The 21,824-nt window shown below is 70.3% G+C and carries 21 protein-coding genes and 1 rRNA gene; 10 read left to right on the top strand and 12 right to left on the bottom strand.

The genetic code is table 11. The annotated features are described in order from the left end of the window. Together rrf and ACIPSE_RS36060 are read left to right on the top strand one after the other, a co-directional pair. A 5S ribosomal RNA gene (gene rrf, locus ACIPSE_RS36055) occupies positions 1-82 on the top strand; the annotation flags it as partial. A gap of 70 nt (positions 83-152) precedes the next feature. Continuing rightward, positions 153-707 (top strand): GNAT family N-acetyltransferase, encoded by a 555-nt coding sequence (locus tag ACIPSE_RS36060; protein WP_401671323.1) that lies wholly within the window; start codon positions 153-155, stop codon positions 705-707. Here ACIPSE_RS36060 and ACIPSE_RS36065 read toward each other — a convergent pair. The 7 genes from ACIPSE_RS36065 to ACIPSE_RS36095 all read right to left on the bottom strand — a co-directional run bounded on the left by ACIPSE_RS36065 (position 696) and on the right by ACIPSE_RS36095 (position 8,879). Next, entirely contained in the window at positions 696-2,165 is a 1,470-nt protein-coding gene (locus tag ACIPSE_RS36065; protein ID WP_401671960.1) for a TraM recognition domain-containing protein, read from the bottom strand. The two genes, ACIPSE_RS36060 and ACIPSE_RS36065, sit on opposite strands and share 12 nt — an antisense overlap. A 20-nt stretch (positions 2,166-2,185) precedes the next feature. Further along, positions 2,186-3,613, bottom strand: a complete 1,428-nt coding sequence (locus ACIPSE_RS36070; RefSeq protein WP_401671326.1) for an ATP-binding protein — start codon at positions 3,611-3,613, stop codon at positions 2,186-2,188. Between the two features lie 14 nt (positions 3,614-3,627). Further along, positions 3,628-5,187 carry an SCO6880 family protein gene (locus tag ACIPSE_RS36075; protein ID WP_401671328.1) on the bottom strand — a complete coding sequence of 520 codons (1,560 nt, stop codon included), beginning with the start codon at positions 5,185-5,187 and terminating at the stop codon, positions 3,628-3,630. Further along, positions 5,184-6,509 (bottom strand): hypothetical protein, encoded by a 1,326-nt coding sequence (locus tag ACIPSE_RS36080; RefSeq protein WP_401671331.1) that lies wholly within the window; start codon positions 6,507-6,509, stop codon positions 5,184-5,186. The genes ACIPSE_RS36075 and ACIPSE_RS36080 overlap by 4 nt, the downstream gene beginning before the upstream one ends. Then, entirely contained in the window at positions 6,499-7,311 is an 813-nt protein-coding gene (locus ACIPSE_RS36085) for a hypothetical protein (protein WP_401671333.1), read from the bottom strand. Before ACIPSE_RS36085 ends, ACIPSE_RS36080 begins: the two co-directional genes overlap by 11 nt. A 182-nt stretch (positions 7,312-7,493) precedes the next feature. Further along, positions 7,494-7,802 carry a hypothetical protein gene (locus tag ACIPSE_RS36090; protein WP_003991275.1) on the bottom strand — a complete coding sequence of 103 codons (309 nt, stop codon included), beginning with the start codon at positions 7,800-7,802 and terminating at the stop codon, positions 7,494-7,496. Between the two features lie 441 nt (positions 7,803-8,243). Then, positions 8,244-8,879, bottom strand: a complete 636-nt coding sequence (locus ACIPSE_RS36095) for a TetR/AcrR family transcriptional regulator (protein WP_401671335.1) — start codon at positions 8,877-8,879, stop codon at positions 8,244-8,246. A 97-nt stretch (positions 8,880-8,976) separates the two neighbouring features. Here ACIPSE_RS36095 and ACIPSE_RS36100 point away from each other — a divergent pair, with 97 nt between their 5' ends. The 4 genes from ACIPSE_RS36100 to ACIPSE_RS36115 all read left to right on the top strand — a co-directional run bounded on the left by ACIPSE_RS36100 (position 8,977) and on the right by ACIPSE_RS36115 (position 12,714). Beyond that, on the top strand, positions 8,977-9,894 hold the full coding sequence (locus tag ACIPSE_RS36100; RefSeq protein WP_401671338.1) for an oxidoreductase: 918 nt from the start codon (positions 8,977-8,979) through the stop codon (positions 9,892-9,894). Between the two features lie 119 nt (positions 9,895-10,013). Further along, complete coding sequence (locus ACIPSE_RS36105; RefSeq protein WP_401671340.1) at positions 10,014-10,724, top strand: trypsin-like serine peptidase; 711 nt, start codon at positions 10,014-10,016, stop codon at positions 10,722-10,724. A gap of 166 nt (positions 10,725-10,890) precedes the next feature. Further along, the gene (locus ACIPSE_RS36110) at positions 10,891-11,835 is read left to right on the top strand and encodes an NlpC/P60 family protein (protein ID WP_401671963.1); all 945 of its coding nucleotides are present in this window, start codon (positions 10,891-10,893) and stop codon (positions 11,833-11,835) included. A gap of 165 nt (positions 11,836-12,000) precedes the next feature. After that, entirely contained in the window at positions 12,001-12,714 is a 714-nt protein-coding gene (locus ACIPSE_RS36115) for a phosphatase PAP2 family protein (protein ID WP_401671343.1), read from the top strand. Between the two features lie 53 nt (positions 12,715-12,767). On the opposite strand, the gene ACIPSE_RS36120 is transcribed toward ACIPSE_RS36115, so the two are convergent. Beyond that, positions 12,768-14,336: an FAD-binding oxidoreductase gene (locus ACIPSE_RS36120; protein ID WP_401671345.1), complete on the bottom strand. Its 1,569-nt coding sequence runs from the start codon at positions 14,334-14,336 to the stop codon at positions 12,768-12,770. 817 nt (positions 14,337-15,153) lie between these two features. On the opposite strand from ACIPSE_RS36120, the gene ACIPSE_RS36125 reads away from it, so the two are divergent. Both ACIPSE_RS36125 and ACIPSE_RS36130 read left to right on the top strand, forming a co-directional pair. Further along, positions 15,154-15,990, top strand: coding sequence for a hypothetical protein (locus tag ACIPSE_RS36125; RefSeq protein WP_401671347.1), 837 nt, complete (start codon positions 15,154-15,156; stop codon positions 15,988-15,990). Positions 15,991-16,141: 151 nt separating this feature from the next. Next, positions 16,142-16,309, top strand: a complete 168-nt coding sequence (locus tag ACIPSE_RS36130) for a hypothetical protein (RefSeq protein ID WP_401671995.1) — start codon at positions 16,142-16,144, stop codon at positions 16,307-16,309. A 27-nt stretch (positions 16,310-16,336) separates the two neighbouring features. Here ACIPSE_RS36130 and ACIPSE_RS36135 read toward each other — a convergent pair whose 3' ends face one another. Further along, on the bottom strand, positions 16,337-16,687 hold the full coding sequence (locus ACIPSE_RS36135; protein WP_401671350.1) for a metal-sensitive transcriptional regulator: 351 nt from the start codon (positions 16,685-16,687) through the stop codon (positions 16,337-16,339). A 200-nt stretch (positions 16,688-16,887) separates the two neighbouring features. Between ACIPSE_RS36135 and ACIPSE_RS36140 the strand changes: the two genes are divergently transcribed. After that, positions 16,888-17,508: a DUF47 domain-containing protein gene (locus ACIPSE_RS36140; protein WP_062711072.1), complete on the top strand. Its 621-nt coding sequence runs from the start codon at positions 16,888-16,890 to the stop codon at positions 17,506-17,508. A gap of 5 nt (positions 17,509-17,513) precedes the next feature. Beyond that, complete coding sequence (locus ACIPSE_RS36145) at positions 17,514-18,512, top strand: anion permease (RefSeq protein ID WP_401671352.1); 999 nt, start codon at positions 17,514-17,516, stop codon at positions 18,510-18,512. A 441-nt stretch (positions 18,513-18,953) separates the two neighbouring features. On the opposite strand, the gene pstB is transcribed toward ACIPSE_RS36145, so the two are convergent. The 3 genes from pstB to pstC are packed head-to-tail and all read right to left on the bottom strand — an operon-like array spanning position 18,954 to position 21,821. Continuing rightward, positions 18,954-19,730: a phosphate ABC transporter ATP-binding protein PstB gene (gene pstB, locus ACIPSE_RS36150; protein WP_401671355.1), complete on the bottom strand. Its 777-nt coding sequence runs from the start codon at positions 19,728-19,730 to the stop codon at positions 18,954-18,956. Positions 19,731-19,776: 46 nt separating this feature from the next. Further along, a complete protein-coding gene (gene pstA, locus ACIPSE_RS36155; protein WP_401671358.1) occupies positions 19,777-20,823 on the bottom strand; it encodes a phosphate ABC transporter permease PstA in 1,047 nt (348 codons plus the stop codon). Further along, positions 20,820-21,821, bottom strand: coding sequence for a phosphate ABC transporter permease subunit PstC (pstC, locus tag ACIPSE_RS36160; RefSeq protein ID WP_401671361.1), 1,002 nt, complete (start codon positions 21,819-21,821; stop codon positions 20,820-20,822). Before pstC ends, pstA begins: the two co-directional genes overlap by 4 nt. Positions 21,822-21,824: the final 3 nt, after the last annotated feature.

A 21,824-nucleotide genomic window follows, 5' to 3' on the forward strand; every position in this document is an offset into this window, starting at 1 on the left:
CATTCCGAACCCGGAAGCTAAGCCTCACAGCGCCGATGGTACTGCAGGGGGGACCCTGTGGGAGAGTAGGACACCGCCGAACAAATTTTGAGAAAACCCCCGTACCGTTAATTCGGTACGGGGGTTTTCTGCGTTCGGCTACCGTGGCTCGCATGAATTACAAGGTGCGTCCCGTTCATGCCGACGAGTGGCCCGAGGCGAAGGCGATCAGGCTCCTCTCCCTTCAGGATCCCGTCGCTCATCTCGCCTTTCTGGACACCTACGAGGCAGCCGTGGCCCGCCCGGACTCCTTCTGGCAGGAGCGGGTCGCCGGCGCGGCCGAGGGTGCCGTCGCTGCGCAGCAGATCATCGCCGAGGGTCCTGACGGGGAGTGGGTCGGGACGTTGACCGTGCTGATGGAGGAGGCCGGTACCTCCGACTGGGCCGGCTTCCCCGTCGAGCGGCGTCAGGGGCATGTCGTAGGCGTGTTCGTGCGTGCTGATCATCGGGGGATCGGGCTCACCGAGGTGCTCTTCGACGCCGGGATCGATTGGGCGTGGGCGCAGGGCGCCGAGCGGGTGCGGCTCATCGTGCACGAGGACAACGGGCGGGCTCAGCGGCTGTATCGCAAGGTGGGTTTCGAGCCGACCGGTGTCACGGTGCCGTTGTCGCAGGCCCCCGGGGAGAGTGAGCTGGAGTTCGCGATGGAGCGGCGGTCAGACCGGTAGGTCAGCGTGGGGCCAGCGTGCTCTCGCCTGTTCCCGGGAGCGGAGCAGGGCCAGCGTCGGCAGGCCCCGGTCCGCTCCGGTGGCGAGCAGCTCGGGGAGTTGGGGCAGCGGGGCCACGGCGGCGACGTCGTCGAGGACGAGCGTCAGTGGTGGGTCGAGGCGACCGGAGGATGACCGTTCGGCCATGCGCCGGCCACGCTCGACCACGCTGGAGACGAGGGCCGTCAGGAGTGGCATCGCACCTGGGTTGGTCCTGGGGTCCTCGATGGATTCCCCCACGACGTAAAGCGTGCCCCCCTCGTCCACGAAGGAATCCAAGGCGAGTGCATCAGTTCGGTTGGGGGTGCAGGCCTCGCGGATGTTGATCGTGAAGAGGGCCGCGAGGGCTCGGCCGGTCAACTCCTGGGCGATGTCACGGCGTTCGGGATGCGCGGTGAGCGCTGCCTCCAGCTCGCCCGCGGAGCCCGGGGCCGCCTTCGGATTGGTGCGGAGGATACGGACCGCGTCCTGGATCTGGGTGCCCTGGGACCAGCGGTGGACGTGGCGGATGGTGCGGCCGTCGATGGCGGCTGCGTGGAGGGTGCTTCGCAGGAGCGTTTCCGCTACGTCGGCGACCGCTTGGTCCAGCTTGGCGGTGGGGCGGACGGGGGTGAGGAGCGCTGCCGCTCGCTGGGCCGCGGTCTCCCTGGTCTCGCAGCCTGCGGTGGGTGACCAGTGGAGGCGGGCGGGGGTGTCGCAGAGGTGGGTGGGGTCGTAGAGGTGGACCGGGCCCAGTTTGGCTCTGGCGTCCTTGGTGGCCGACCAGGTGGCGGGGTCGGAGGTGACGATCAGGGTGGCGCCCTCCGCGTCCTGGATCGCCTGGGTCGCGGTGGTGTGGCGGATCGCGGGGGTGCCGTAGCGCACGGCGCCCTCGGAGCGGTCCTTCTCCCAGGTGTTCACCGGCGCCACCGTTATGGTCGGCTGCGGCTCGGCCTCCACCGCCTCGACCGGTGTGGGCGGTTGGGCCTCGACCGGGGGAGCCTGTGGCGCCGGCCGTTGTCCCGGCACCTCGTGCCGGGCGGGTGGTGCGGCTTCCGGTACCGGCTGCTGCTTGCCCCTGGCCCGTACCGCCCGCCACCGGGCCACCGTTCCCATGACGAAGACGGTGAAGACGACCAGGACCATCAGCTGGCTGATGAACAGGCCCCAGAAGAGTCCGTAGCCGGAGAGTTCGGCGGGCGGGGTGTCGGGCCAGGCGCCGGGGATGTCGTGGGGCTGGGCGATCAGCTCGCGCATGGCCAGCGGGGTTCGGGTGAAGGTGACGCCCTGGGGCCAGCTCCCGTGGGAGAACCAGGCCGCCAGGCCCGTCGCCGTCCAGACGAGCAGGGTCATGCCGAGGAGGAAGGCGAGTATGCCGACCAGCAGCCCGTCCGGGATGCCGCCGCCCTGGGACTCGCGCCTGCGGTCGTCCGGTCTCACCACAGCCCGCCTCCTCTGCCCTAAGCCACCGTCGATTCGGAGCCGCCCATGTGCTGTTCCATGTGCTGCTCCATGAAGGCCGCCGCGCGTTCCTCCGCCTCCAGTTCGGCGGCGCGCAGGGCGTCGTCCGTGAGCGCGCGGTCGGCGGAGGACTCGGTCATGGCGCGGTCGGTGAAGACCAGGGGGCGTTCGGTCTCGGTGATCAGGTGTTTGACGACCTGCACGTTGCCGTTGACGTCCCACACCGCGATGCCGGGGGTGAGGGAGGGGATGATCTCCACCGCCCAGCGGGGCAGGCCCAGCACGCGGCCCGTGGCCCGGGCCTCGTCGGCCTTCTGGGCGTAGATCGTCCGGGTCGAGGCCATCTTGAGGATCGCCGCGGCCTCCTTGGCCGCCGCGCCGTCGATGACGTCCGAGAGGTGGTGGACGACCGCCACGAAGGACAGGCCCAGGCGTCGGCCGAACTTCAGCAGGCGCTGGAAGAGCTGGGCGACGAACGGGCTGTTGATGATGTGCCAGGCCTCCTCGACCAGGAAGATGCGCTTCTTCCGGTCGGGGCGGATCCAGGTGTGCTCCAGCCACACGCCGACGATCGCCATGAGGATCGGCATCGCGATGGAGTTGCGGTCGATGTGGGACAGGTCGAAGACGATCAGCGGGGCGTCGAGGTCGATGCCCACCGTCGTCGGGCCGTCGAACATGCCGCGCAGGTCACCGTCGACCAGGCGGTCCAGGACGAGGGCCACGTCCAGGCCCCAGGCGCGGACGTCCTCTATGTCGACGTTCATCGCCTCCGCCGATTCCGGTTCGGGGTGGCGCAGTTGCTCGACGATGTCGGTGAGGATCGGCTGGCGTTCGACGATGGTCTCGTTGACGTAGGCGTGCGCGACCTTGAGGGCGAAGCCGGAGCGTTCGTCCAGGCCGTGGCCGAGGGCGACCTCGATGATGGTCCGGAGCAGCGCGAGCTGGCCGGTCGTCGTGATCGAGGGGTCGAGCGGGTTGAGGCGGATCCCGTGGTCCAGTGCGGCCGTCGGGTCCAGGCGGATGGGGGTTATCCCCAACTCCTGCGCGATGAGGTTCCATTCGCCGACCCCGTCCTCGCCCTGGGCGTCCAGGACGACGACCTGCCGGTCACGGAAGCGCAGCTGACGCAGGACGTACGTCTTCTCCAGCGCCGACTTGCCGTTTCCGGACTCGCCGAGCACCAGCCAGTGCGGGGCGGGGAGTTGCTGGCCGTAGAGCTGGAAGGGGTCGTAGATGTAGCCCTTGCCGGAGTAGACCTCGCGGCCGATGATGACGCCCGAGTCACCCAACCCGGGTGCGGCCGTGGGCAGATAGACCGCCTGGGCCTGGCCCGTGGAGGTGCGGACCGGGAGGCGGGTCGTCTCGACCTTGCCGAAGAGGAAGGACGTGAAGGCGTCGGTGAGGACGGACATCGGGTCCCGCATCAGCGCATCATCCCCTACCTTCGGATTCCGGTGGCGAACGGCAGCGTGTTCACGAACGCCCGGTGGTGCTCGCGGTCGCACCACTCCAGCTTCAGATACGACTTTCCGGCCGACGCCCGGATGGTCCGCTTGTCCCGGGCCAGGGCCTCGGGGTTGCGGGAGGAGACGGTGATGTAGCCGACGAGGTTGACGCCGGCCGCGCCGCTCGCGAGGTCCTCGCCGCGCTGGTCCAGGCGGTTGTGGGAGGCGATGTCGCGGGGGTCGACGGTGCGGTTCATCTTGGCGGCGCGGGACGCCTCCGCCTCGTCGTTGGTCTTCTCCGTCAGCATGCGCTCGATGGCGACCTCGGTGGGTTCGAGGTCCATCGTGACGGCGACCGTGCGGATGACGTCCGGGGTGTGGACCAGGAGCGGGGCCAGGAAGTTGACGCCGACCGGGGTCATCGGCCATTCCTTCACCCAGGCCGTGGCGTGGCACCAGGGGGCGCGGGTCGAGGACTCCCTCGTCTTCGCCTGGAGGTACGTCGGTTCCATGGCGTCGAGTTCGGCCGGCCAGGCATTGCGCCGGGTCATCGCCTGGATGTGGTCGATGGGGTGGTCCGGGTCGTACATGGAGTGCACCAGGGAGGCCAACCGGCCCTGGCCCAGGGGCTGTCGTACCCGGATGTCCGCCTCCTGGAGGCGGGAGCAGATGTCGGTGAGCTCGCGGGCCATGACGACCGCGAGGCCCGCGTCCCGGTCCAGCTTGCGGCCGGCCTGGGGGCGTGCCGCGCGGGCCATCGTGTGGGCCTCGGCGGCGAGTTCGCGGGTGTAGTGCATGCACGCGACGAGGTAGGCGCGGTGCTGCTCGCTGCTCGTGGACACCATCGACTGGAGCTGGTCGTAGGACTGCTGGAGCCAGCCCGGGGACTTCTCGTCGCCGCGGACGGTCACGTCCTTGGCGTGCGCGTCGGGGTCGGCGGGCAGGGTGCGGGCGAGCATCTGGAGGCGGGTGACGAAGCCGTCGCCGTTCGCCACGTGCTTGAGGAGGGTGCCGAAGCGGTCGACGAGGGCTTCCTGGTCCTCGGAGTCGCGCAGGCCGACGCCGGGTCCCTCGATCTCGATCGCCGCGGTCACCATTCTGCGGTCCGCGTGCAGGAGTACGGCGATCTCGTCCGGGCCGAACGGGGCGGCGAGCCAGGTGATGCGGCCGATGCCGGGGGGCGGGCCGATCTCGACCTCGCGCCCGTCGATGCGGGTGCCGGCCTCGATGACGCCCGAGCGGTAGACGGTGCCCTGCTTGAGGGTGCGCTTGTAACTGCGGTTGATCTCGAACCACTTGTAGAACGTGCGGTGCTTGTACGGGACGTACACCGCCGCCAGCGCGAGCAGCGGGAAGCCCATCAGCAGGACGATGCGCATGGAGAGCACCGGGACGAGGAGCCCGCACATCATGCCGAGGAACGCGCCGCCGATGATGAGCGCGATCTCGCCGGTCTCACGATTCCTGCCGACGATCGCGTTCGGCCGGGCGCGGCCGATGAGATATGTACGGCGGGGCGTGATCGCGTGCGACACGTGGGACTCGGTCGTCAACGCCCTTCACCTCCCGTGCGGTTGTTACTGCTGTTGCGGTTGTTGCTGGCGTGGGGTGTGTTCACCGGGCTGCTCGACGAACGGGGGGAGGGTGCGGCGGAGGGGACAGATCCGCCGCCACCGCCGTTCGACCCGCGCGTGCTGTGCGCGGCGACCCCGCCGGAGGCCGGGTTGGAGGGACGCGCACCGCCGCCACCGCCGCCGTTGTTGTCGGCGCGGGAGCTGTGCGTCTTGATGCCCTGGGCGACGAGGGTCGCGGGCGAGCTGATGACGGCCGCGGCCTTGCCTTCCGCGCCCTGCATGATGCGGTTGTTGCGGGAGTTGGCGATCTCGTCGCCGAAGCCCGGCACGAAGCGGTAGATCATCGCCGAGGCGAAGATCGCGAGCAGGATGATGGCGAGGCCGGAGACGACCGCGGAGAACGCGTCGGGACCGTCGTCGGCGGACAGGGCGCCGGCCAGGCCCAGCACGATGACGATGACCGGCTTCACCAGGATCACCGCGATCATGATGCCCGCCCAGCGGCGGACGTGGCCCCACAGGTTCTTGTCGACGAGGCCCGCGTAGACGACGGTGCCGAGGAGGGCGCCGACGTAGAGCAGGGCGGCGCGGACGACCAGTTCGAGCCAGAGGACGCCGGCGGCCAGGATGCTCACCAGCGACACGACGATCAGCATGATCGGGCCGCCGCCGATGTCCTCGCCCTTGCCCAGCGCGCCGGAGAACGTCCCGAAGAACGTGTCGGTCTGGTCGCCCGTCGTCTTCGCGAGGACCTCGGAGATGCCGTCGGTGGCGGAGACGACCGTGTAGAGGATCAGGGGCGTGAACGCCGACGCGAGGACGGTGAGCCAGAGGAACCCGATCGCCTCGCTGATGGCGGTGGTGAGGGGGACACCTCGTACCGCGCGCTTGGCGACCGCGAGCAGCCACAGGAGGAGGGTGAGGACCGTCGACGCCGCGAAGACCACCGCGTACTGCTGGAGGAACTTCGGGTTGGTGAAGTCGACGTTCGCCGTCTCCTTGACGGCCTCGCTGAGCTTGTCGACGGTCCAGGAGGCGGCGTCGGCACAGCCCTTGGCGAGGGAGGAGAGGGGGTCGAGGCTGGAGGTGGGGTCGATGGTGGACGAGCCGCCCGAGCTCTTGTCGCCTTCGCAGTACTGCTTGGAGGGGCCGTCGAGCAGCGAGCAGGCGTCCGTGCTGCCCGAGGGGGACGGCGACGGGGTGGGGGCGGCGAAGGCGCGGCCTGCGAGCAGCACGGCGGTGGCCTGGACGGTGGCCACCATGCCGGTGAGCTGGAGGGCGCGACGCGGGCTACCGGGCATAAGTGAACCCTCCGTACTCCTCGATGGCCTTGCTGATCTCGTCCGAGGCGGCGGCCTTGTCGTCGCCGGGGACCGGGGCGGGCCCGTCCTTCTGCGAGTCCGCGCTGATCTTCCAGGCGCCTTCGGTCCACTGGAGGTCGAAGGTCCACGTCTTCCAGGTGGAGCTCACCGGGTCGGTGGAGGTGGTGCTGGACATGCCGATCAGGCCCATGTACCAGACGGAGACCTTGGCGCTGTCGGCGCTGTACCGCTCGGCCTTGGTGCCCACCGGGACGGTGCGGGAGACGAAGGTGCTGCCCTGGGGGGCGGTGCCGTTCGCGTCGAGGCCCATCCGGTCCAGGAAGGCGGCCGAATAGGCCTGGTCCATGGCGCTCTGGAGCTTCGCGGCCGCGGTGGGCGTGTACAGCGAGTCGATGAGGGTGTGCCGGCTGTTCTTGTTGAACATGCTCGTCGAGCCCAGCGACACCGCGTAGTTGGCCGCCGCGCTCTGGGCCCCCTGCTCGTCGTGGGCGAAGCCCGATCCGACCGGGGTCTTGCCCGTGGGGGCCGTCGCGGAGGTTTCTGGCTTGTTCTCGGCGTCCGCGGTGGAAGAGGAATCGCTTCCTCCACGGTTCGCGAAGGCGATCGCCGCGATGAGGAGGCACACCACGCCGACGACGGTGACGAGGCTGCGTGAGGACGAGCGACCGCCTCGCCGCGCGCCGCCGTACACGTCGCCGCCGGTGCTGTCGGGCAGGCGCGTGCGGGTCTGGCCGGTGCCCCCGTAGCCGCCGGAGGCCTCGCGTTCGTCACCGAGGCTCATGCCGCGTACGTCCCTTCACCGTCGTACGGAAAGACGTAGGAGTACGACGGTAGCCGTGCTGGTTCCCGCGCGGGCGCGGTGTGGTGACTCGACATCAGGGAGACGCAACCTCAGCCGGTGGGCACGACGGGCGGGTGGGGTGGAGGGGGGCGTGGCGAGGGGGCCGGGTGGGTCCGGAGTCGCTAGACGGCCATGCCGTACACGATGGTGAACAAGGTGCCCAGGGAGCCGATGATGAAGACCCCGGTCAGGCCCGCGATGATGAGGCCCTTGCCCTGTTCCGCGCTGAACGTGTCGCGCAGCGCGGTGGCGCCGATGCGCTGCTTGGCGGCACCCCAGATGGCGATGCCCAGGCAGAGCAGGATGGCGACGGCCATCACCACCTCGATCATGACCTTGGCCTCGTTGCCCAGGCTGCCGAAGGGGCCCCAGTCCGGAGCGATCCCGCCGATGATGGTGTTGATGTCTCCCTTGTCGGCCGCAAAGAGCATGTAAGTCACCGCCCCTGGTGGGTAGTTCCGCTTCCCCTGCGGGTGCGCAGAGGTCAGGCCTCATTGTCGCCGACAATTGCGCCGTCGTATGTCGACTTGGCGTCATTGATTGGCGGGTTTCGTACGAATGCTTGTCTGGTACGGGTCTGGTCACTCTGTGTATCACGGCAGGTCACGCCGGGCAATGAGGCCTGAGCGGAACCTGTCGTGTGGTTCCGTCGTTAGCCCTTTTCACGGTCCGGGTGGGGTCCGTGGCACCCGTGTTCTGCGGGTGAAGGCTATCGCCGCCGGACGAGGCGTGACGAACGGGCCGTGGCGGGATGCCACGGCCCGTGCCCCGACCGGGAGGTGATGCCCGGTCAGCCGGTCAGCCGGTCAGCCGGTCGGCCGATGTCGCTGGTCCGTCACACCGGCTCCGCCCGGCCGCGAACGGCGGTTGCCCTACCGGGGGTCGGCCGGGCGGGGTGTGAGGCCGTGCAGCAGGTGCTGGACCACGTCCGCGACGGAGGCCAGGGCCGCGTCGGCGGCGAGCATGCCGTTGGCGGTGAACGAGGCGAGGCCGTGCAGGGCCGCGGCGGCGACCAGGGTGAGGTGCTCGGGGTCGCCGTCGACGATCTCGCCGCGGCTCTGGGCCGCGGCGACGACCCGGGCCAGCGAGCCCACGGTGCGGTCGACCTCGGCGGCCATCTCCTCCTCCGCGCCGGGCTCGTGCTTGCGGGCGTACATCAGGGCCAGCAGCTCGGCGTTGTCGATGGCGAAGCCGAGGTAGGCGCGGCCGAGGGCCGTCAGCCGGGGCTGGAGGGGCAGGCGGGGGTCGTCGGCGGCGTCCAGGGTGTCGCCCAGGCGCTCGTAGCCGGCCAGGGCGAGGGCGTTGAGCAGGGCCTGCTTGTCCTTGAAGTGCCGGCCGGGCGCGGCGTGGCTGACGCCGATGTCACGGGCGAGCTCCCGCAGCGACAGTGCCGCGACGCCCTTCTCCAGGAGGGTGCGCTCGGCGCCGGCGAGCAGGGCGGAGCGCAGGTCGCCGTGGTGATAGGGGCGGTTCTCGGGCTGGGCGGGTGCGGACTTCGCGGGCGGCATGGGCTCATCGTATCGGGATGTAGGCGACGGCAGCATTGTTGGCAGCGGCATCATTGTTGTCGTTGACAGCATTGTTGGCGGCGACTACATTGACGGCATGGCGAATGACAAGAGCACGCGATGGGACGAGACGCGCCTTCCCGACCTCGCCGGCCGCAGGGCCGTGGTCACCGGCGCCAACAGCGGCATCGGGCTGAGGGCCGCGGGCGCGCTGGCCCGGGCGGGCGCGCATGTGGTGTTCGCCGTGCGGGACCCGGAGCGCGGCGAGGCGGCGGCCCGTACGGTCCACGGGAGCACGGAGGTGCGGCGGCTGGACCTGGCCGACCTGTCGTCGGTGCGGGCGTTCGCGGAGGGCTGGGACGGCCCGCTGAGCCTGCTGATCAACAACGCGGGCGTGATGATGCTGCCGCAGCAGGAGACGCGTGACGGCTTCGAGATGCAGTTCGGCACGAACCACCTGGGCCACTTCGCGTTGACGAACCTGCTTCTGCCCCACCTCACCGACCGTGTCGTGACCCTCTCCTCCGGGCTCCACCGCGGCGGCACCGGAGTGATCGACTTCGACGACCCGAACCAGCGGGCGCACTACAACCCGACCCGGGCCTACGCGCAGTCGAAGCTCGCCAACCTGCTCTTCACGCTCGAACTCCAGCGCCGCCTCACCGAGTCCGGCTCCCCGGTCCGCGCGCTCGCCGCCCACCCCGGCTACGCGGCGACCAACCTCCAGAGCCACACCGGCAACCCGCTCCTGCGCACGGCCCTGCGGATCGGCAACCGCCTCTTCGCCCAGGACGACAGAGCGGGCGCCCTGCCGACCCTGTACGCGGCGACCCAGGACCTCCCCGGCGCCGGCTATGTCGGTCCCGACGGCTTCGGTGAGATGCGCGGGGCCCCCACGCTGGTCGGCCGGTCCCGGGCGGCGAGCGATCCGGTGGCCGCGCGGCGCCTGTGGACGCTGTCGGAGGAGCTGACCGGCACCCGGTTCCCGCTCGCCGCGACCGAGGTCCGCGCGTAGCGTCGGGGTACGAGTCCTTCGCCCCGTCCCGGAGGAGGGAGAGCCCCGCTCCCGGAAGTTCCCCCTCCCGTGCCGCTCCCTGACCGGATTCTCACGTTCATGGGCCACAGTGATCCCCGATGAAGCATCTGCCGCTCTGTCTCGCCGTCGTGCTCCTGGCCGTCACCTCCGCCTCCGAGGCGGTCGCGGACGACGGCACCGGCCCGCTCGGTGTCACCGCCGTCGCGGCGGAGAGCGCGGCGACGGCACGGGTGGGGGCGCTGTTCGTGGACGGCGGGCGTCACTTCTGCACGGCGTCCGTGGTGCGCAGCCCCGGCCGGGACCTGATCGTGACGGCCGCGCACTGCCTCGACGACGGCGACGACGAGCTGGTGTTCGTCCCCGGGTACCGCGACGGGCGGGCGCCGTACGGGAGATGGCCGGTGACCCGGCGGTATCTGCCCGGCGGGTGGGACGAGGACAGTGACGTGGCGTTCGCGGTCGTGGCGCGGCGCGGCGGTGAGGGCGTCGAGGACGCCGTCGGCGGGAACCGGTTCACGACCGGGACGGCCACCGGGGCGACCGCGGTGACCGTGACCGGATACCCGAGTGCGCGCGAGGCGCCGGTGAGCTGCACCGACCGGCCGACCGTGCACAGCCGCACCCAACAGCGCGTCGACTGCCCCGACTTCACCGGAGGGACCAGCGGCAGCCCGTGGGTCGACGGCGACGGGGAGGTCGTCGGCGTCCTCGGCGGGCACGAGCAGGGCGGGGCCACGGCCGACATCTCGTACAGCGTCGTGCTCGGCGCGCAGGCCGCCGCGCTGTACCGCGAGGCCGCCGACCGCTGACGCGAAGGCCGCCACCGGCAGACGCGACTGTGCCGGTTGCCGCGGCTTCCACCGGGGAAGCTCCTAGACTGGCGCGGGCAGACTCCCTGGCGGCGAGGGGCGGTTGACGGTGCGTAAGGCGTGGGTCGTGGCGGGGGCAGTCCTGGGGGCGGGCCTCAGCTTCGTGATGCTGCTCGTCGTCGGCGTGTACGTCGTCGCCGGGAACCTCGCCAACGGAGTCGGCGGCACCAGCAAGGCGCTCGCCAAGGGCTCCGTGCCCGCCGCCTACTCGGCGCTCGTGCAGAAGTGGGGCAACCTGTGCCCCGCCATCAACCCGGCGCTCCTGGCCGCCCAGCTCTACCAGGAGAGCGGCTTCAACCCGAAGGCGCAGAGCCCCGCCGCCGCGCAGGGGATAGCGCAGTTCATCCCGGGCACCTGGGCCACCCACGGCATCGACGGCGACGGCGACGGCGACCGCGACGTGTGGGACCCCAACGACGCGATCCCGTCGGCGGCGTCGTACGACTGCGCGCTCGCCTCGTACGTGAAGGACGTGCCCGGCAACCAGACGGAGAACATGCTCGCGTCGTACAACGCGGGCGCGTACGCGGTCATCAAGTACGGGGGCGTGCCGCCGTACAAGGAGACCCAGAACTACGTGAAGACGATCACGACGCTGGAGCAGAGCTTCGCCGCGCCCGTCACGCGGGTGGATCCCTCCAAGCAGGCCGCCGGGGCCATCTACTACGCGCAGAAGAAGCTCGGCACGCCCTATCTGTGGGGCGGGGACGGCACGGCCGCCGACGGCGGACGGTTCGACTGCTCGGGTCTGACCAAGGCCGCCTACGAAAGTGTCGGCGTCCAGCTGCCCCGCGTCGCCAACGACCAGTACAACGCCGGTCCGCATCCGGCCAGGGACGAACTGCTCCCGGGCGACCTGGTGTTCTTCTCCGACGACCTGACCGACTCCCGCGCGATCCGGCATGTGGGGATTTATGTGGGCGGCGGGTACATGATCGATGCCCCGAGAACGGGTGCTGTGATCCGGTTCGACCCGATCGACACCCCCGACTACTTCGGGGCCACCCGGGTCACCGAGGATGGCGCGAAAGCACTCCCCACGACCGTCTGAACCCATCGGAACGGACCGTGAACCTACCCCCTGAGCTGGGGCTATGTATCTCTCTTCGATAACGTCTGAGTGATCATTCAGTGGAGTGTGGAACGTATTGAAGGGGACCGTGCGTTCCTGTTCTCGTAACCGATCCACGGACGCCGACGAAGGGGCCGCAGCACCATGGCTGGACTCGCCGCATCCGGTTCGAACCCCGACGTCGAACTGCTCTACGACATCAACGGCCTGGCCAAGGACGCGCCGCACTGGTTCGACCGGGTCATGGAGTTCGTGGGGGAGTACGGCATCCTGCTCGCCACCGTCCTGGTGGTGCTGTGGTGCTGGATGTCCGTGCGCAGAAAGGGCGGCCCGGACGCCGCCTCCTCCGTCGCCGCCCTGATCTGGGCCCCGCTCGCGGCGGGCGTCGCCGTCCTCGTCAACGTCCCCATACGCGGTTTCGTCGAGCGGCCCCGGCCCTTCCTCCAGCACGAGGGTCTTGAGGTCCTCGTCTCGGGCAAGACCGACTACTCCTTCGTCAGCGACCACGCCACGATCACGATGGCCCTGGCCGTCGGACTCTTCGTGGCCCACCGCAGGTTCGGGCTGCTGGGCATCCTGCTCGCCCTGCTCGAAGGCTTCTGCCGGGTGTACATGGGCGTGCACTACCCGACCGACGTGGTCGGCGGCTTCGCCCTCGGCACCGCCGTCGCCCTGCTGCTCTCCCCGCTCGCCATGGCCCTGCTGACCCCGCTCACCCAGGCCGTCGAACGCTCCCCGCGCGCGGGCCGCCTGATCCGCTCCCGCAGGGCACCGGCCCACGACGGGCAGGGCGCCCGGGTTCCCGGCGCCCGGCAGGAGAGCGCCGGGGCCGCCTCGGAGCGCGACCTGGCCGCCTGAGGGCTTTCCGCGGGCGCGGGCTTGGAGCCCGGGGGTTCACAGGGCCCGGGGGTTCACAGGGCCTGCGGGAAGGTGAAGAAGCCCTTCGGGTCGTACTGCTTCTTCAGGGCCGTCAGCCGGGTCGCCGCGTCCCCGTAGTAGGCCTTGCGCCAGTCCGTCAGGGACGCGTCCGTGTAGTTCTGGTAGGCCGCGCCCGACGCGTACGGCCGCATCGCGTCGTGGAACGACGTCAGCCAGGACCGGGCGGCGGTGCCGCTCGTGCCGGCCTTCCAGGCGGAGATGTACTGGGCCAGCATCCGCGAGCGGCGGTGCACGAACGCCGTCGCCGTCGGATCGACCCGGTTGACCGCGCCGCCGAGGGCCGTCAGCGCGATGTCGCCGGTGCCGCCGCGGACGGACTCGATCTGCCGGATCATCGTCCGGATGCCGTCCGCGGAGATCGAGCGGTCGAAGAAGTCGGACTTCGCGGCGTACGTCTCCCGGCCCAGGTCGCCCTGCGGGGAGCGCCCCGGGGTGGTGCCGGGCAGATGGCACTGGGCGTCCTCGGTGAAGGAGGAGCAGCCCGCGTACAGCTCCATCGAGTCCTCGTACGAGCGCCGCCTGAGGGACACGCTGGTCGCCGGGGCGCCGATCCGGTCGGCGAGACGGTCCACGGCGTTCTGCAGCTCGCCGTAGGTGCCCAGCGAGAACGCGGCGACCGAGACCGTCGCCCGGCCGCCGGTGCTGCCCGACAGATGCAGCGACGACCAGATCTCGTCCGGCTGGGACGGGCCCCACTCCTGCCAGGCCTTCGCCACCGCGGCGGCCTTCGCCCACGGCCACGTCAGGTACCCGGTGACGGCCTGCGGCGCCGGGTGCGTCCGGAAGCGGAGCTCGGTGACCACGCCGAAGTTGCCGTTGCCCGCGCCGCGCAGGGCCCAGAACAGGTCCTTGTTCTGTGTCGCGTCGGCGGTGAGCTGCTTGCCGTCCGCGGTGATCAGGGTCGCCTGGGTGAGGCTGTCGCAGGTCAGGCCGTAGGCGCGGGAGACCACGCCGTGGCCGCCGCCGAGGGTGAGGCCCGAGACGCCCACGGTGGGGCAGGAACCGGCCGGGATCGTCACGCCCTTCGCGGCCAGCGCGCGGTAGACGTCGATCAGCTTCGACCCGGCGCCGACCACGGCCGAGCCGCCGCTCGCGCGGATCGAGCTCAGCTTCGAGACGTCGACGATGAGCCGGCCGTCGCCGGAGGACCAGCCGGCGTAGGAGTGGCCGCCGTTGCGGATCGCCACGCGCACGTCGTGGGCGCGGGCGTAGGACAGGACGGTGCGGATGTCGTCCGCGTGCGCGACGTAGGCGACCGCGGCGGGCTTCAGGGCGTCGAAGCGGGTGTTGTAGAGCTGGTGGGCCGCGGGCCACTTCGCGTCGCCGGGGCGGACCAGGGTGCCGTCCAGGCCGTGGGCGAGGGCGGTCCAGTCGGCGGGGGCGGCCACGGACGCGGGGGTGGAGCCCTTGGTGGAGGCGGGGGTGGCCGGTGCGGGCGTCGTGCCGGCCGCGTCCGCGGGGGCGTTGCCGCCGGTGCAGGCCGCTGTGGTGACGGCCGCGAGGGCGGTGACGCCGGCTCCGATGAATGTGCGCCGTTCCATGGTGCGTGCCTCCGTGGCCTCGGGTCGGCTTCCGTGGAACGAGACGGGGTGCGGGGTGTCGGGGTTCCATGGGGCGGGGCGGGAGCGGTTGCCGGGGCGGGGTGGGGGCTCGGCGGGGGTGGGGGCGCTTGCCGCCGCGGGGAGGGTGCCGCTGCGCCCACCCGTGCCGCCCCAGCGGCACGACTGCCCGCAGCTGCGTATGAGGTGGGGGATGGAGCGGGGCGGGGGTGGGGCGGCTGTCGCGGCTGCGTGCGAGGTGGCGGTGAGGGTGGGGTGGCCGCCTGCGGTTGTGTATGAGGCGGGGGATGGGGTGGGGTCCGCCTTCGCGGCTGCGTGCGCGGCGGGGTGAGGTGGTCGCCTGCGGCTGTGTATGAGGCTGGGGTGTGCGGGGTGGCCGCCTGCGGCTGCATCTGAGGCGGGGGCGGGGCGGCTGTCCGCGGCTGTGTGCGAGCCGGGGGCGGGGGTGAGGTGGCCGCCTGCGGCTGCGTCCGGGGCGGGATGGGGCCGCTGCCCCCTGGTCCGGAGGAGACGGGGGTGAGGGCTAGGGGGAGGTGTGGAGGTCGGCGTCCGTTCTTGCCTGGCTTCTCGCTCTTCTCGCCGGGCCGCGCCAGCCGCAGATGCAGCGGGCTGTGCAGAAGCGGCCCTGGTCGACCGTGGTCGTCCGGTGTTCGGGGGACTCGTGCGGTGGGGGAACCCTGTCCTGCTGTGCCACGACGACAACGTTACAGACCGTCGGTAAAGCGCCGGTATCCGCGTGACGGCCCCACCGACCCGTCGTTAAGCGGAGCGACAGGGGGTCCGTGACGGAGGCAGGGCGATGGCGGTGCGGGAGCAGCAGAGGCGGACGGGCGGGGTCGGCTTCGTGGCGGGGCTCATGGCCTGCGTGTGTGTCGGCGCCGGCGGGTGTTCGGCGAGCGGCGCGGCCGAGGACGCCCGGGGCGGGGACGCGGTCGAGGTGCTGCACGCCGCCGCCGGACGGCTGGTGGAGGGCGGTACCTCCAAGGCCGGCACCTCGATGGAGATGGCCAGCGGCGGCACCCGGGTGACCATCCGGGGCGAGGGCGTCTACGACTACCGCAAGCGCCTCGGGCGGCTGAAGGTGCTGCTGCCGCAGGACCCCGCCGGACAGAGCGAGCACCGGCCCATCACCGAACTCCTCGCCCCCGGCGCCCTGTTCATGAAGAACCGGGGCGCGGGCGTGCCCGCCGACAAATGGGTGCGCGTCGACACCGCCGGCCTCTCCGACGGCAACCTCGTGACGGGCGGCGCCACCGACCCGTACGCCGCCGCCGAGTTGCTGCTCGGGGCGCGCACCGCGACGTACGTCGGCCGGGAGCGGTTCGCCGGGACCGAGGTGCGGCACTACCGGGGGACGGCGGACCTCGCGCTGGCCTCGCGGGACGCCTCGGAGGGGAACCGGCAGGCGCTGGCCGCTGCGGCGAAAGGGTTCGCCACCGCGCGGGTGCCGTTCGACGTGTACCTCGACGACGAGGGGCGCATCCGCAAGGTCAGGCACCGGTTCAGCTTCGTCAACGGCCGGGAGCAGGGCACCGTGGCGGTCGCCTCGACCACCTTGCTCTACGACTTCGGGGTGGCCGTCGACGTACGGCTTCCCGAAGAGGACGACATCTACGCCGGGAAGATCGCTGAGTGACCGCGGTGTGACCGCTGAGTGATCACGGGGTGGGAGAACCGGGGTGCGTGGGCTTGACGGGCGTCAAGAACTAGCCCGTCCGTGCCATGCGCGGTGAGTAGAGCGCTCCCTACTCTAGGAAGTCGGTGACGGCAGAGACGAGGTGACGCACGTGGCTCCGGTCGGCGGTACGGCAGTTCAGGACCACGTGGCCCTCGCCGAGATCGAGCTGTGCGGCGACCTGATTATCGCGGCGTCGGCCGCGGAGGACCGGCTCAGCCTGGAGAGCATCGACGAGGTCCTGAAGGTGGCCGAGGAGCGCGAGGCTTCCGGCGCCTAGCCGGCGGCGGTCACCGTCGGTTTTCGGTCAGGTGCGCAGCAGGCGGCCGATGGCCTTCGTGGCCTCCTCGACCTTCGCGTCGATCTCGGAGCCGCCCTTGAGGGCCGCGTCGGCGACGCAGTGCCGCAGGTGCTCCTCCAGCAGTTGCAGCGCGAAGGACTGCAGGGCCTTGGTGGAGGCGGACACCTGCGTGAGTATGTCGATGCAGTAGACGTCCTCGTCGACCATGCGTTGCAGGCCGCGGATCTGCCCTTCGATCCGGCGCAGCCGCTTGAGGTGCTCGTCCTTCTGTTTGTGGTAGCCGTGCGTCGCGTGCTCGTGACCCTCGGGACTCTCCTGCTCGGAGGGCGATTCCGGGCCGGCCTCGGTGGTCGTCATCGCGTCCTCCATGTCCCACGGCGGTTACATACCCCTACTGGGTATATGGTACCGAACTTTGACGGGTATAGGGCCTGGCGAAGGCCCCCGTGCCGACCACTCTGCCTGATGGGCGACACTGGGGGACGGCCCATTAGCCGTGGCCGGATGATGCACTTAGCATCAGCCTGACCGAAACCGATGCATCCTGAGGACCCCTTGTGCGCTTTCGTCTGACCCCCAGGGAGACGAGCTTCTACGACATGTTCGCCGCGTCCGCGGACAACATCGTCACGGGCTCGAAGCTCCTCATGGAACTGCTCGGGGCGGACACCGCCGGCCGGGCCGAGATCGCAGAGCGTATGCGGGCCGCGGAACACGCAGGTGACGACGCCACTCACGCGATCTTCCACCAGCTGAACTCCTCGTTCATCACGCCGTTCGACCGCGAGGACATCTACGCCCTCGCGTCGTCCCTCGACGACATCATGGACTTCATGGAGGAGGCCGTCGACCTGGTCGTCCTCTACAACGTGGAGGAACTGCCCAAGGGCGTCGAGCAGCAGATCGAGGTGCTGGCGCGCGCCGCCGAGCTCACCGCGGAAGCCATGCCGAACCTCCGGACCATGGACAACCTCACCGAGTACTGGATCGAGGTCAACCGGCTGGAGAACCAGGCCGACCAGATCCACCGCAAGCTGCTCGCCCACCTCTTCAACGGCAAGTACGACGCCATCGAGGTGCTGAAGCTCAAGCAGATCGTGGACGTGCTGGAGGAGGCGGCCGACGCGTTCGAGCACGTCGCCAACACCGTGGAGACCATCGCGGTCAAGGAGTCCTGAACCACGTGGACACCTTTGCTCTGATCGTGACCATCGGTGTCGCGCTCGGCTTCACGTACACCAACGGTTTCCACGACTCGGCCAACGCGATCGCGACCTCGGTCTCCACGCGCGCGCTGACACCGCGGGCCGCGCTCGCGATGGCCGCGGTGATGAACCTCGCGGGCGCGTTCCTCGGCAGCGGGATCGCCAAGACCGTCAGTGAGGGTCTGATCGAGACGCCGCACGGCAACCGGGGCATGTGGATCCTGTTCGCCGCGTTGGTCGGGGCGATCACCTGGAACCTCGTGACCTGGTACTTCGGGCTGCCCTCCTCCTCGTCGCACGCCCTGTTCGGCGGGCTCGTGGGGGCGGCGCTCGCGGGCGGGATCGGGGTGATCTGGTCCGGGGTGGTCGAGAAGATCGTCATCCCGATGTTCCTGTCCCCGGTCGTCGGGCTCATCGTCGGCTATCTGGTGATGGTCGCGATCATGTGGATGTTCCGGAAGGCCAATCCGCACAAGGCCAAGCGGGGGTTCCGGATCGCGCAGACGGTGTCCGCGGCCGGTATGGCGCTCGGGCACGGTCTCCAGGACGCGCAGAAGACGATGGGCATCGTGGTGATGGCGCTGGTCATCGCCGATGTCGAGGACGCGGGCGACCCGATCCCGGTGTGGGTGAAGATCGCCTGTGCGGTGATGCTGTCGCTCGGGACGTACGCGGGTGGCTGGCGGATCATGCGGACGCTGGGGCGGAAGATCATCGAGCTCGATCCGCCGCAGGGGTTCGCCGCGGAGACGACGGGGGCGGGGATCATGTTCACGACCGCGTTCATGTTCCACGCGCCGATCTCCACGACGCATGTCATCACCTCGGCGATCATGGGTGTGGGGGCCACGAAGCGGGTGAACGCCGTGCGGTGGGGTGTCGCGAAGAACATCATCCTGGGGTGGTTCATCACCATGCCGGCTGCGGCGATCGTCGCCGCGGGGGTGTTCTGGGTCGTGAACCTGGCGCTGCTTTAGGGGGCTGGGCGTAGGGGCGGTGGGGGAGTTGGTTCGCCCCCGCCGCCCCTTCCCGTTCCCGTCCCCAGGGGCTGCCGCCCCTTCGACCCCGCCCGCTCCGCTCCCCGGGGGCTCCGCCCCCTGGACCCCCCGCCGGCCCTGAACGGGCCTTGTCCTCAAACGCCGGACGGGCTGAAGAGACAAGGGCAGGCAGCGCCGGACGGGCTGAAAGGCAAGGGCAGGCAGCGCTGGTCGGGCTGAAAGGGCAAGGGCAGGCAGTGCCGGGCGGGATGAAAAGACAACGGCAGGCAGCGCTGGGCGGGATGAAAGAGGCAGGTGGCGCCGGGTCGGTTGAAAGAGCGGGTGAATGGCGGAGCCCGCCCCCTGGGAGTCAGGGGGCGGGCTCTTTTTCGGCCTCGCGGTGGCACCGCCATGCAGCACCGCGAGGGGCTGGGGGAGGGCTCAGCCGAAGCGGCCCGAGATGTAGTCCTCGGTGGCCTGGACGGAGGGGTTGGAGAAGATCCGCTCCGTGTCGTCTATCTCGATGAGCTTGCCGGGCTGGCCCACCGCGGCGAGGTTGAAGAACGCCGTGCGGTCGGAGACACGGGCGGCCTGCTGCATGTTGTGCGTCACGATGACGATCGTGAAGCGCTCCTTCAGCTCGCCGATGAGGTCCTCGATCGCGAGGGTGGAGATCGGGTCCAGGGCCGAGCAGGGCTCGTCCATGAGAAGGACCTTCGGCTCCACCGCGATCGCCCGCGCGATGCACAGACGCTGCTGCTGGCCGCCGGACAGGCCCGAGCCGGGCTTGTTGAGGCGGTCCTTGACCTCGTTCCAGAGGTTCGCGCCCTTGAGGGACTTCTCGACGACGTCCGTCAGTTCCGACTTCTTGTAGCTGCCGTTCAGGCGCAGGCCCGCCGCCACGTTGTCGAAGATGGACATCGTGGGGAACGGGTTCGGCCGCTGGAAGACCATGCCGACCTCGCGGCGCACCGACACCGGGTCGATGCCCTGGCCGTACAGGTCCTCGTTGTCCAGCATCACCTTGCCCTCGACGCGACCGCCGGGGGTGACCTCGTGCATCCGGTTCAGGGTGCGCAGGAAGGTCGACTTGCCGCAGCCGGAGGGCCCGATGAAGGCCGTCACGGAACGGGGCTCGACCGTCATCGAGATGTCTTCGATCGCCTTGTGGGCGCTGTAGTAGGCGGTCAGTCCGCTGACGTCGATTCGCTTGGCCATGTCTTCTCTACTTCACTTCCGGAGGGTTCGGTCGCCTATGGCCGCGTCAGCGACCGGTCTTCGGGGCTTTCCAGCGGGCGATGCCGCGGGCCACCAGGTTCAGGATCATCACGAAGGCGATGAGGGTGAGGGACGCCGCCCAGGCCCTGTCGTACGCCGCTCCGGAACCCGCGCTGTTCGCGTACTGCTGATAGATGTACAGCGGCAGCGACGCCTGCGCACCCTCGAAGGGGTTGTTGTTGATGAACGGGTTGCCGAAGACGAGCAGCAGGACCGGGGCCGTCTCGCCCGCGATACGCGCCACCGCCAGCATCACGCCGGTGGTGATGCCGCCGATGGAGGTCGGCAGGACCACCTTCAGGATCGTGCGCCACTTCGGGATGCCGAGCGCGAGGGAGGCCTCGCGCAGCTCGTTCGGGACGAGCTTGAGCATCTCCTCGGTGGAGCGGACCACGACCGGCATCATCAGGATGGCCAGGGCCAGCGAGCCGGCGAAGCCGAAGGGCTGCATGTCCCACATCAGCATGAGGCTGAGGATGAACAGGCCCGCGACGATCGACGGGATGCCGGTCATGACGTCCACGAAGAACGTGATGGACCGGGCGAGGCCGCCGCGGCCGTACTCGACCAGGTAGATCGCGGTGAGCACGCCGATCGGCGCGGCGATCACGGTGGCGAGGGCGACCTGTTCCAGGGAGCCGATGATGGCGTGGTAGATACCGCCGCCCGGCTCGGTGTCGGCGACGACACCCATGGAGTGGGTCAGGAAGTAGACGTCGAGGACCTTCACCCCGCGGGCCACGGTCACCCAGATCAGGGAGATCAGCGGGACCAGGGCGAGGATGAACGCCGTCCAGACGAGGGAGGTCGCGATGCGGTCCCTGGCCTGGCGGCGGCCCTCGACGCGGGCGGCGAGGACGAAGGTGCTCAGCAGGAAGAGGAGCCCGGCGATCAGGCCCCACTGCACCCGGCTGTCGAGACCGGCGCCCAGGCCGATGCCGATCGCGACGGCGATCGAGCCGACGGCGATGGCGTACGGGGACCACTTGGGCAGGCTCGCACCCTTGAGGGTGCTGACAGTGGCGGTGCTCATGCGTTGGCCCCCGAGTACTCCTTGCGGCGGGCGATGATCGCGCGAGCCGCGCCGTTGACCAGCAGGGTGATGACGAAGAGGACCAGGCCGGAGGCGATCAGCGCGTCGCGGCCGAACTCGGTGGCCTCGCCGAACTTGCTGGCGATGTTCTGGGCGAAGGTGCCGCCGCCCGGGTCGAGCAGGCTGGCCTGGATGTCGAAGGTCGGGGAGAGCACGGTGGCCACGGCCATCGTCTCGCCGAGCGCGCGGCCGAGGCCGAGCATCGAGGCGGAGATCACGCCGGAGCGGCCGAAGGGGATCACCGCCATGCGGATGACCTCCCAGCGGGTGGCGCCCAGCGCCAGCGCCGCTTCCTCGTGCATCTGCGGGACCTGGCGGAAGACCTCGCGGCTCACGTTGGTGATGATCGGCAGGATCATGATCGCGAGCAGGATGCCGACCGTGAGCATCGAGCGGGGCGCGCCGCCCTGCCAGGAGAAGATGCCGGTCCAGCCGAGGTAGTCGTCGAGCCAGCCGAAGAGGCCGTTCATGTTCGGGACGAGGACCAGGGCGCCCCACAGGCCGTACACGATGGACGGGACGGCGGCGAGCAGGTCGATCACGTAGGCGATGGGACCGCTCAGCTTGCGCGGGGCGTAGTGCGTCAGGAAGAGGGCGATCGCGACGGCGATCGGGACGGCGATGGCCATCGCGACGATCGAGGAGACGACCGTGCCGAAGGCGAGGACGGCGATGCCGAACTTCGGCTCGGCGAGGCCGGTGTTCCACTCGAAGGTGGTCAGGAAGTTGCCGTGGTCCTTGCTGATCGCGAGGACCGCGCGGTAGGTGAGGAAGGCCGCGATGGCGGCCATGATCACCAGCAGGAAGATGCCGGAACCGCGGGAGAGACCGAGGAAGACCCGGTCTCCGGGGCGGGTGGCGCCTCGGGCCGCGCGCTTCTGCTCGGTCAGCGTGGGCTGTGGGGTGGGGGGAGTGTCAGCTATCTGTGTGGTGTCCATCGG

The organism is Streptomyces sp. NPDC090106 (genome assembly GCF_044747265.1).
Classification (GTDB): Bacteria; Actinomycetota; Actinomycetes; order Streptomycetales; family Streptomycetaceae; genus Streptomyces.

What these genes read in the sequence shown, in the direction of transcription:
- ACIPSE_RS36105 (WP_401671340.1), top strand. Translation starts at nt 10,014, where the DNA reads ATGAAGCATCTGCCGCTCTGTCTCGCCGTCGTGCTCCTGGCCGTCACC.
- ACIPSE_RS36090 (WP_003991275.1), bottom strand. Translation starts at nt 7,802, where the DNA reads ATGCTCTTTGCGGCCGACAAGGGAGACATCAACACCATCATCGGCGGG.
- ACIPSE_RS36115 (WP_401671343.1), top strand. Translation starts at nt 12,001, where the DNA reads ATGGCTGGACTCGCCGCATCCGGTTCGAACCCCGACGTCGAACTGCTC.
- ACIPSE_RS36120 (WP_401671345.1), bottom strand. Translation starts at nt 14,336, where the DNA reads ATGGAACGGCGCACATTCATCGGAGCCGGCGTCACCGCCCTCGCGGCC.
- ACIPSE_RS36110 (WP_401671963.1), top strand. Translation starts at nt 10,891, where the DNA reads ATGCTGCTCGTCGTCGGCGTGTACGTCGTCGCCGGGAACCTCGCCAAC.
- ACIPSE_RS36135 (WP_401671350.1), bottom strand. Translation starts at nt 16,687, where the DNA reads ATGACGACCACCGAGGCCGGCCCGGAATCGCCCTCCGAGCAGGAGAGT.
- ACIPSE_RS36085 (WP_401671333.1), bottom strand. Translation starts at nt 7,311, where the DNA reads ATGAGCCTCGGTGACGAACGCGAGGCCTCCGGCGGCTACGGGGGCACC.
- ACIPSE_RS36060 (WP_401671323.1), top strand. Translation starts at nt 153, where the DNA reads ATGAATTACAAGGTGCGTCCCGTTCATGCCGACGAGTGGCCCGAGGCG.
- pstC (WP_401671361.1), bottom strand. Translation starts at nt 21,821, where the DNA reads ATGGACACCACACAGATAGCTGACACTCCCCCCACCCCACAGCCCACG.
- ACIPSE_RS36070 (WP_401671326.1), bottom strand. Translation starts at nt 3,613, where the DNA reads ATGCGGGACCCGATGTCCGTCCTCACCGACGCCTTCACGTCCTTCCTC.
- pstA (WP_401671358.1), bottom strand. Translation starts at nt 20,823, where the DNA reads ATGAGCACCGCCACTGTCAGCACCCTCAAGGGTGCGAGCCTGCCCAAG.
- ACIPSE_RS36080 (WP_401671331.1), bottom strand. Translation starts at nt 6,509, where the DNA reads ATGCCCGGTAGCCCGCGTCGCGCCCTCCAGCTCACCGGCATGGTGGCC.
- ACIPSE_RS36100 (WP_401671338.1), top strand. Translation starts at nt 8,977, where the DNA reads ATGGCGAATGACAAGAGCACGCGATGGGACGAGACGCGCCTTCCCGAC.
- ACIPSE_RS36095 (WP_401671335.1), bottom strand. Translation starts at nt 8,879, where the DNA reads ATGCCGCCCGCGAAGTCCGCACCCGCCCAGCCCGAGAACCGCCCCTAT.
- pstB (WP_401671355.1), bottom strand. Translation starts at nt 19,730, where the DNA reads ATGGCCAAGCGAATCGACGTCAGCGGACTGACCGCCTACTACAGCGCC.
- ACIPSE_RS36125 (WP_401671347.1), top strand. Translation starts at nt 15,154, where the DNA reads ATGGCGGTGCGGGAGCAGCAGAGGCGGACGGGCGGGGTCGGCTTCGTG.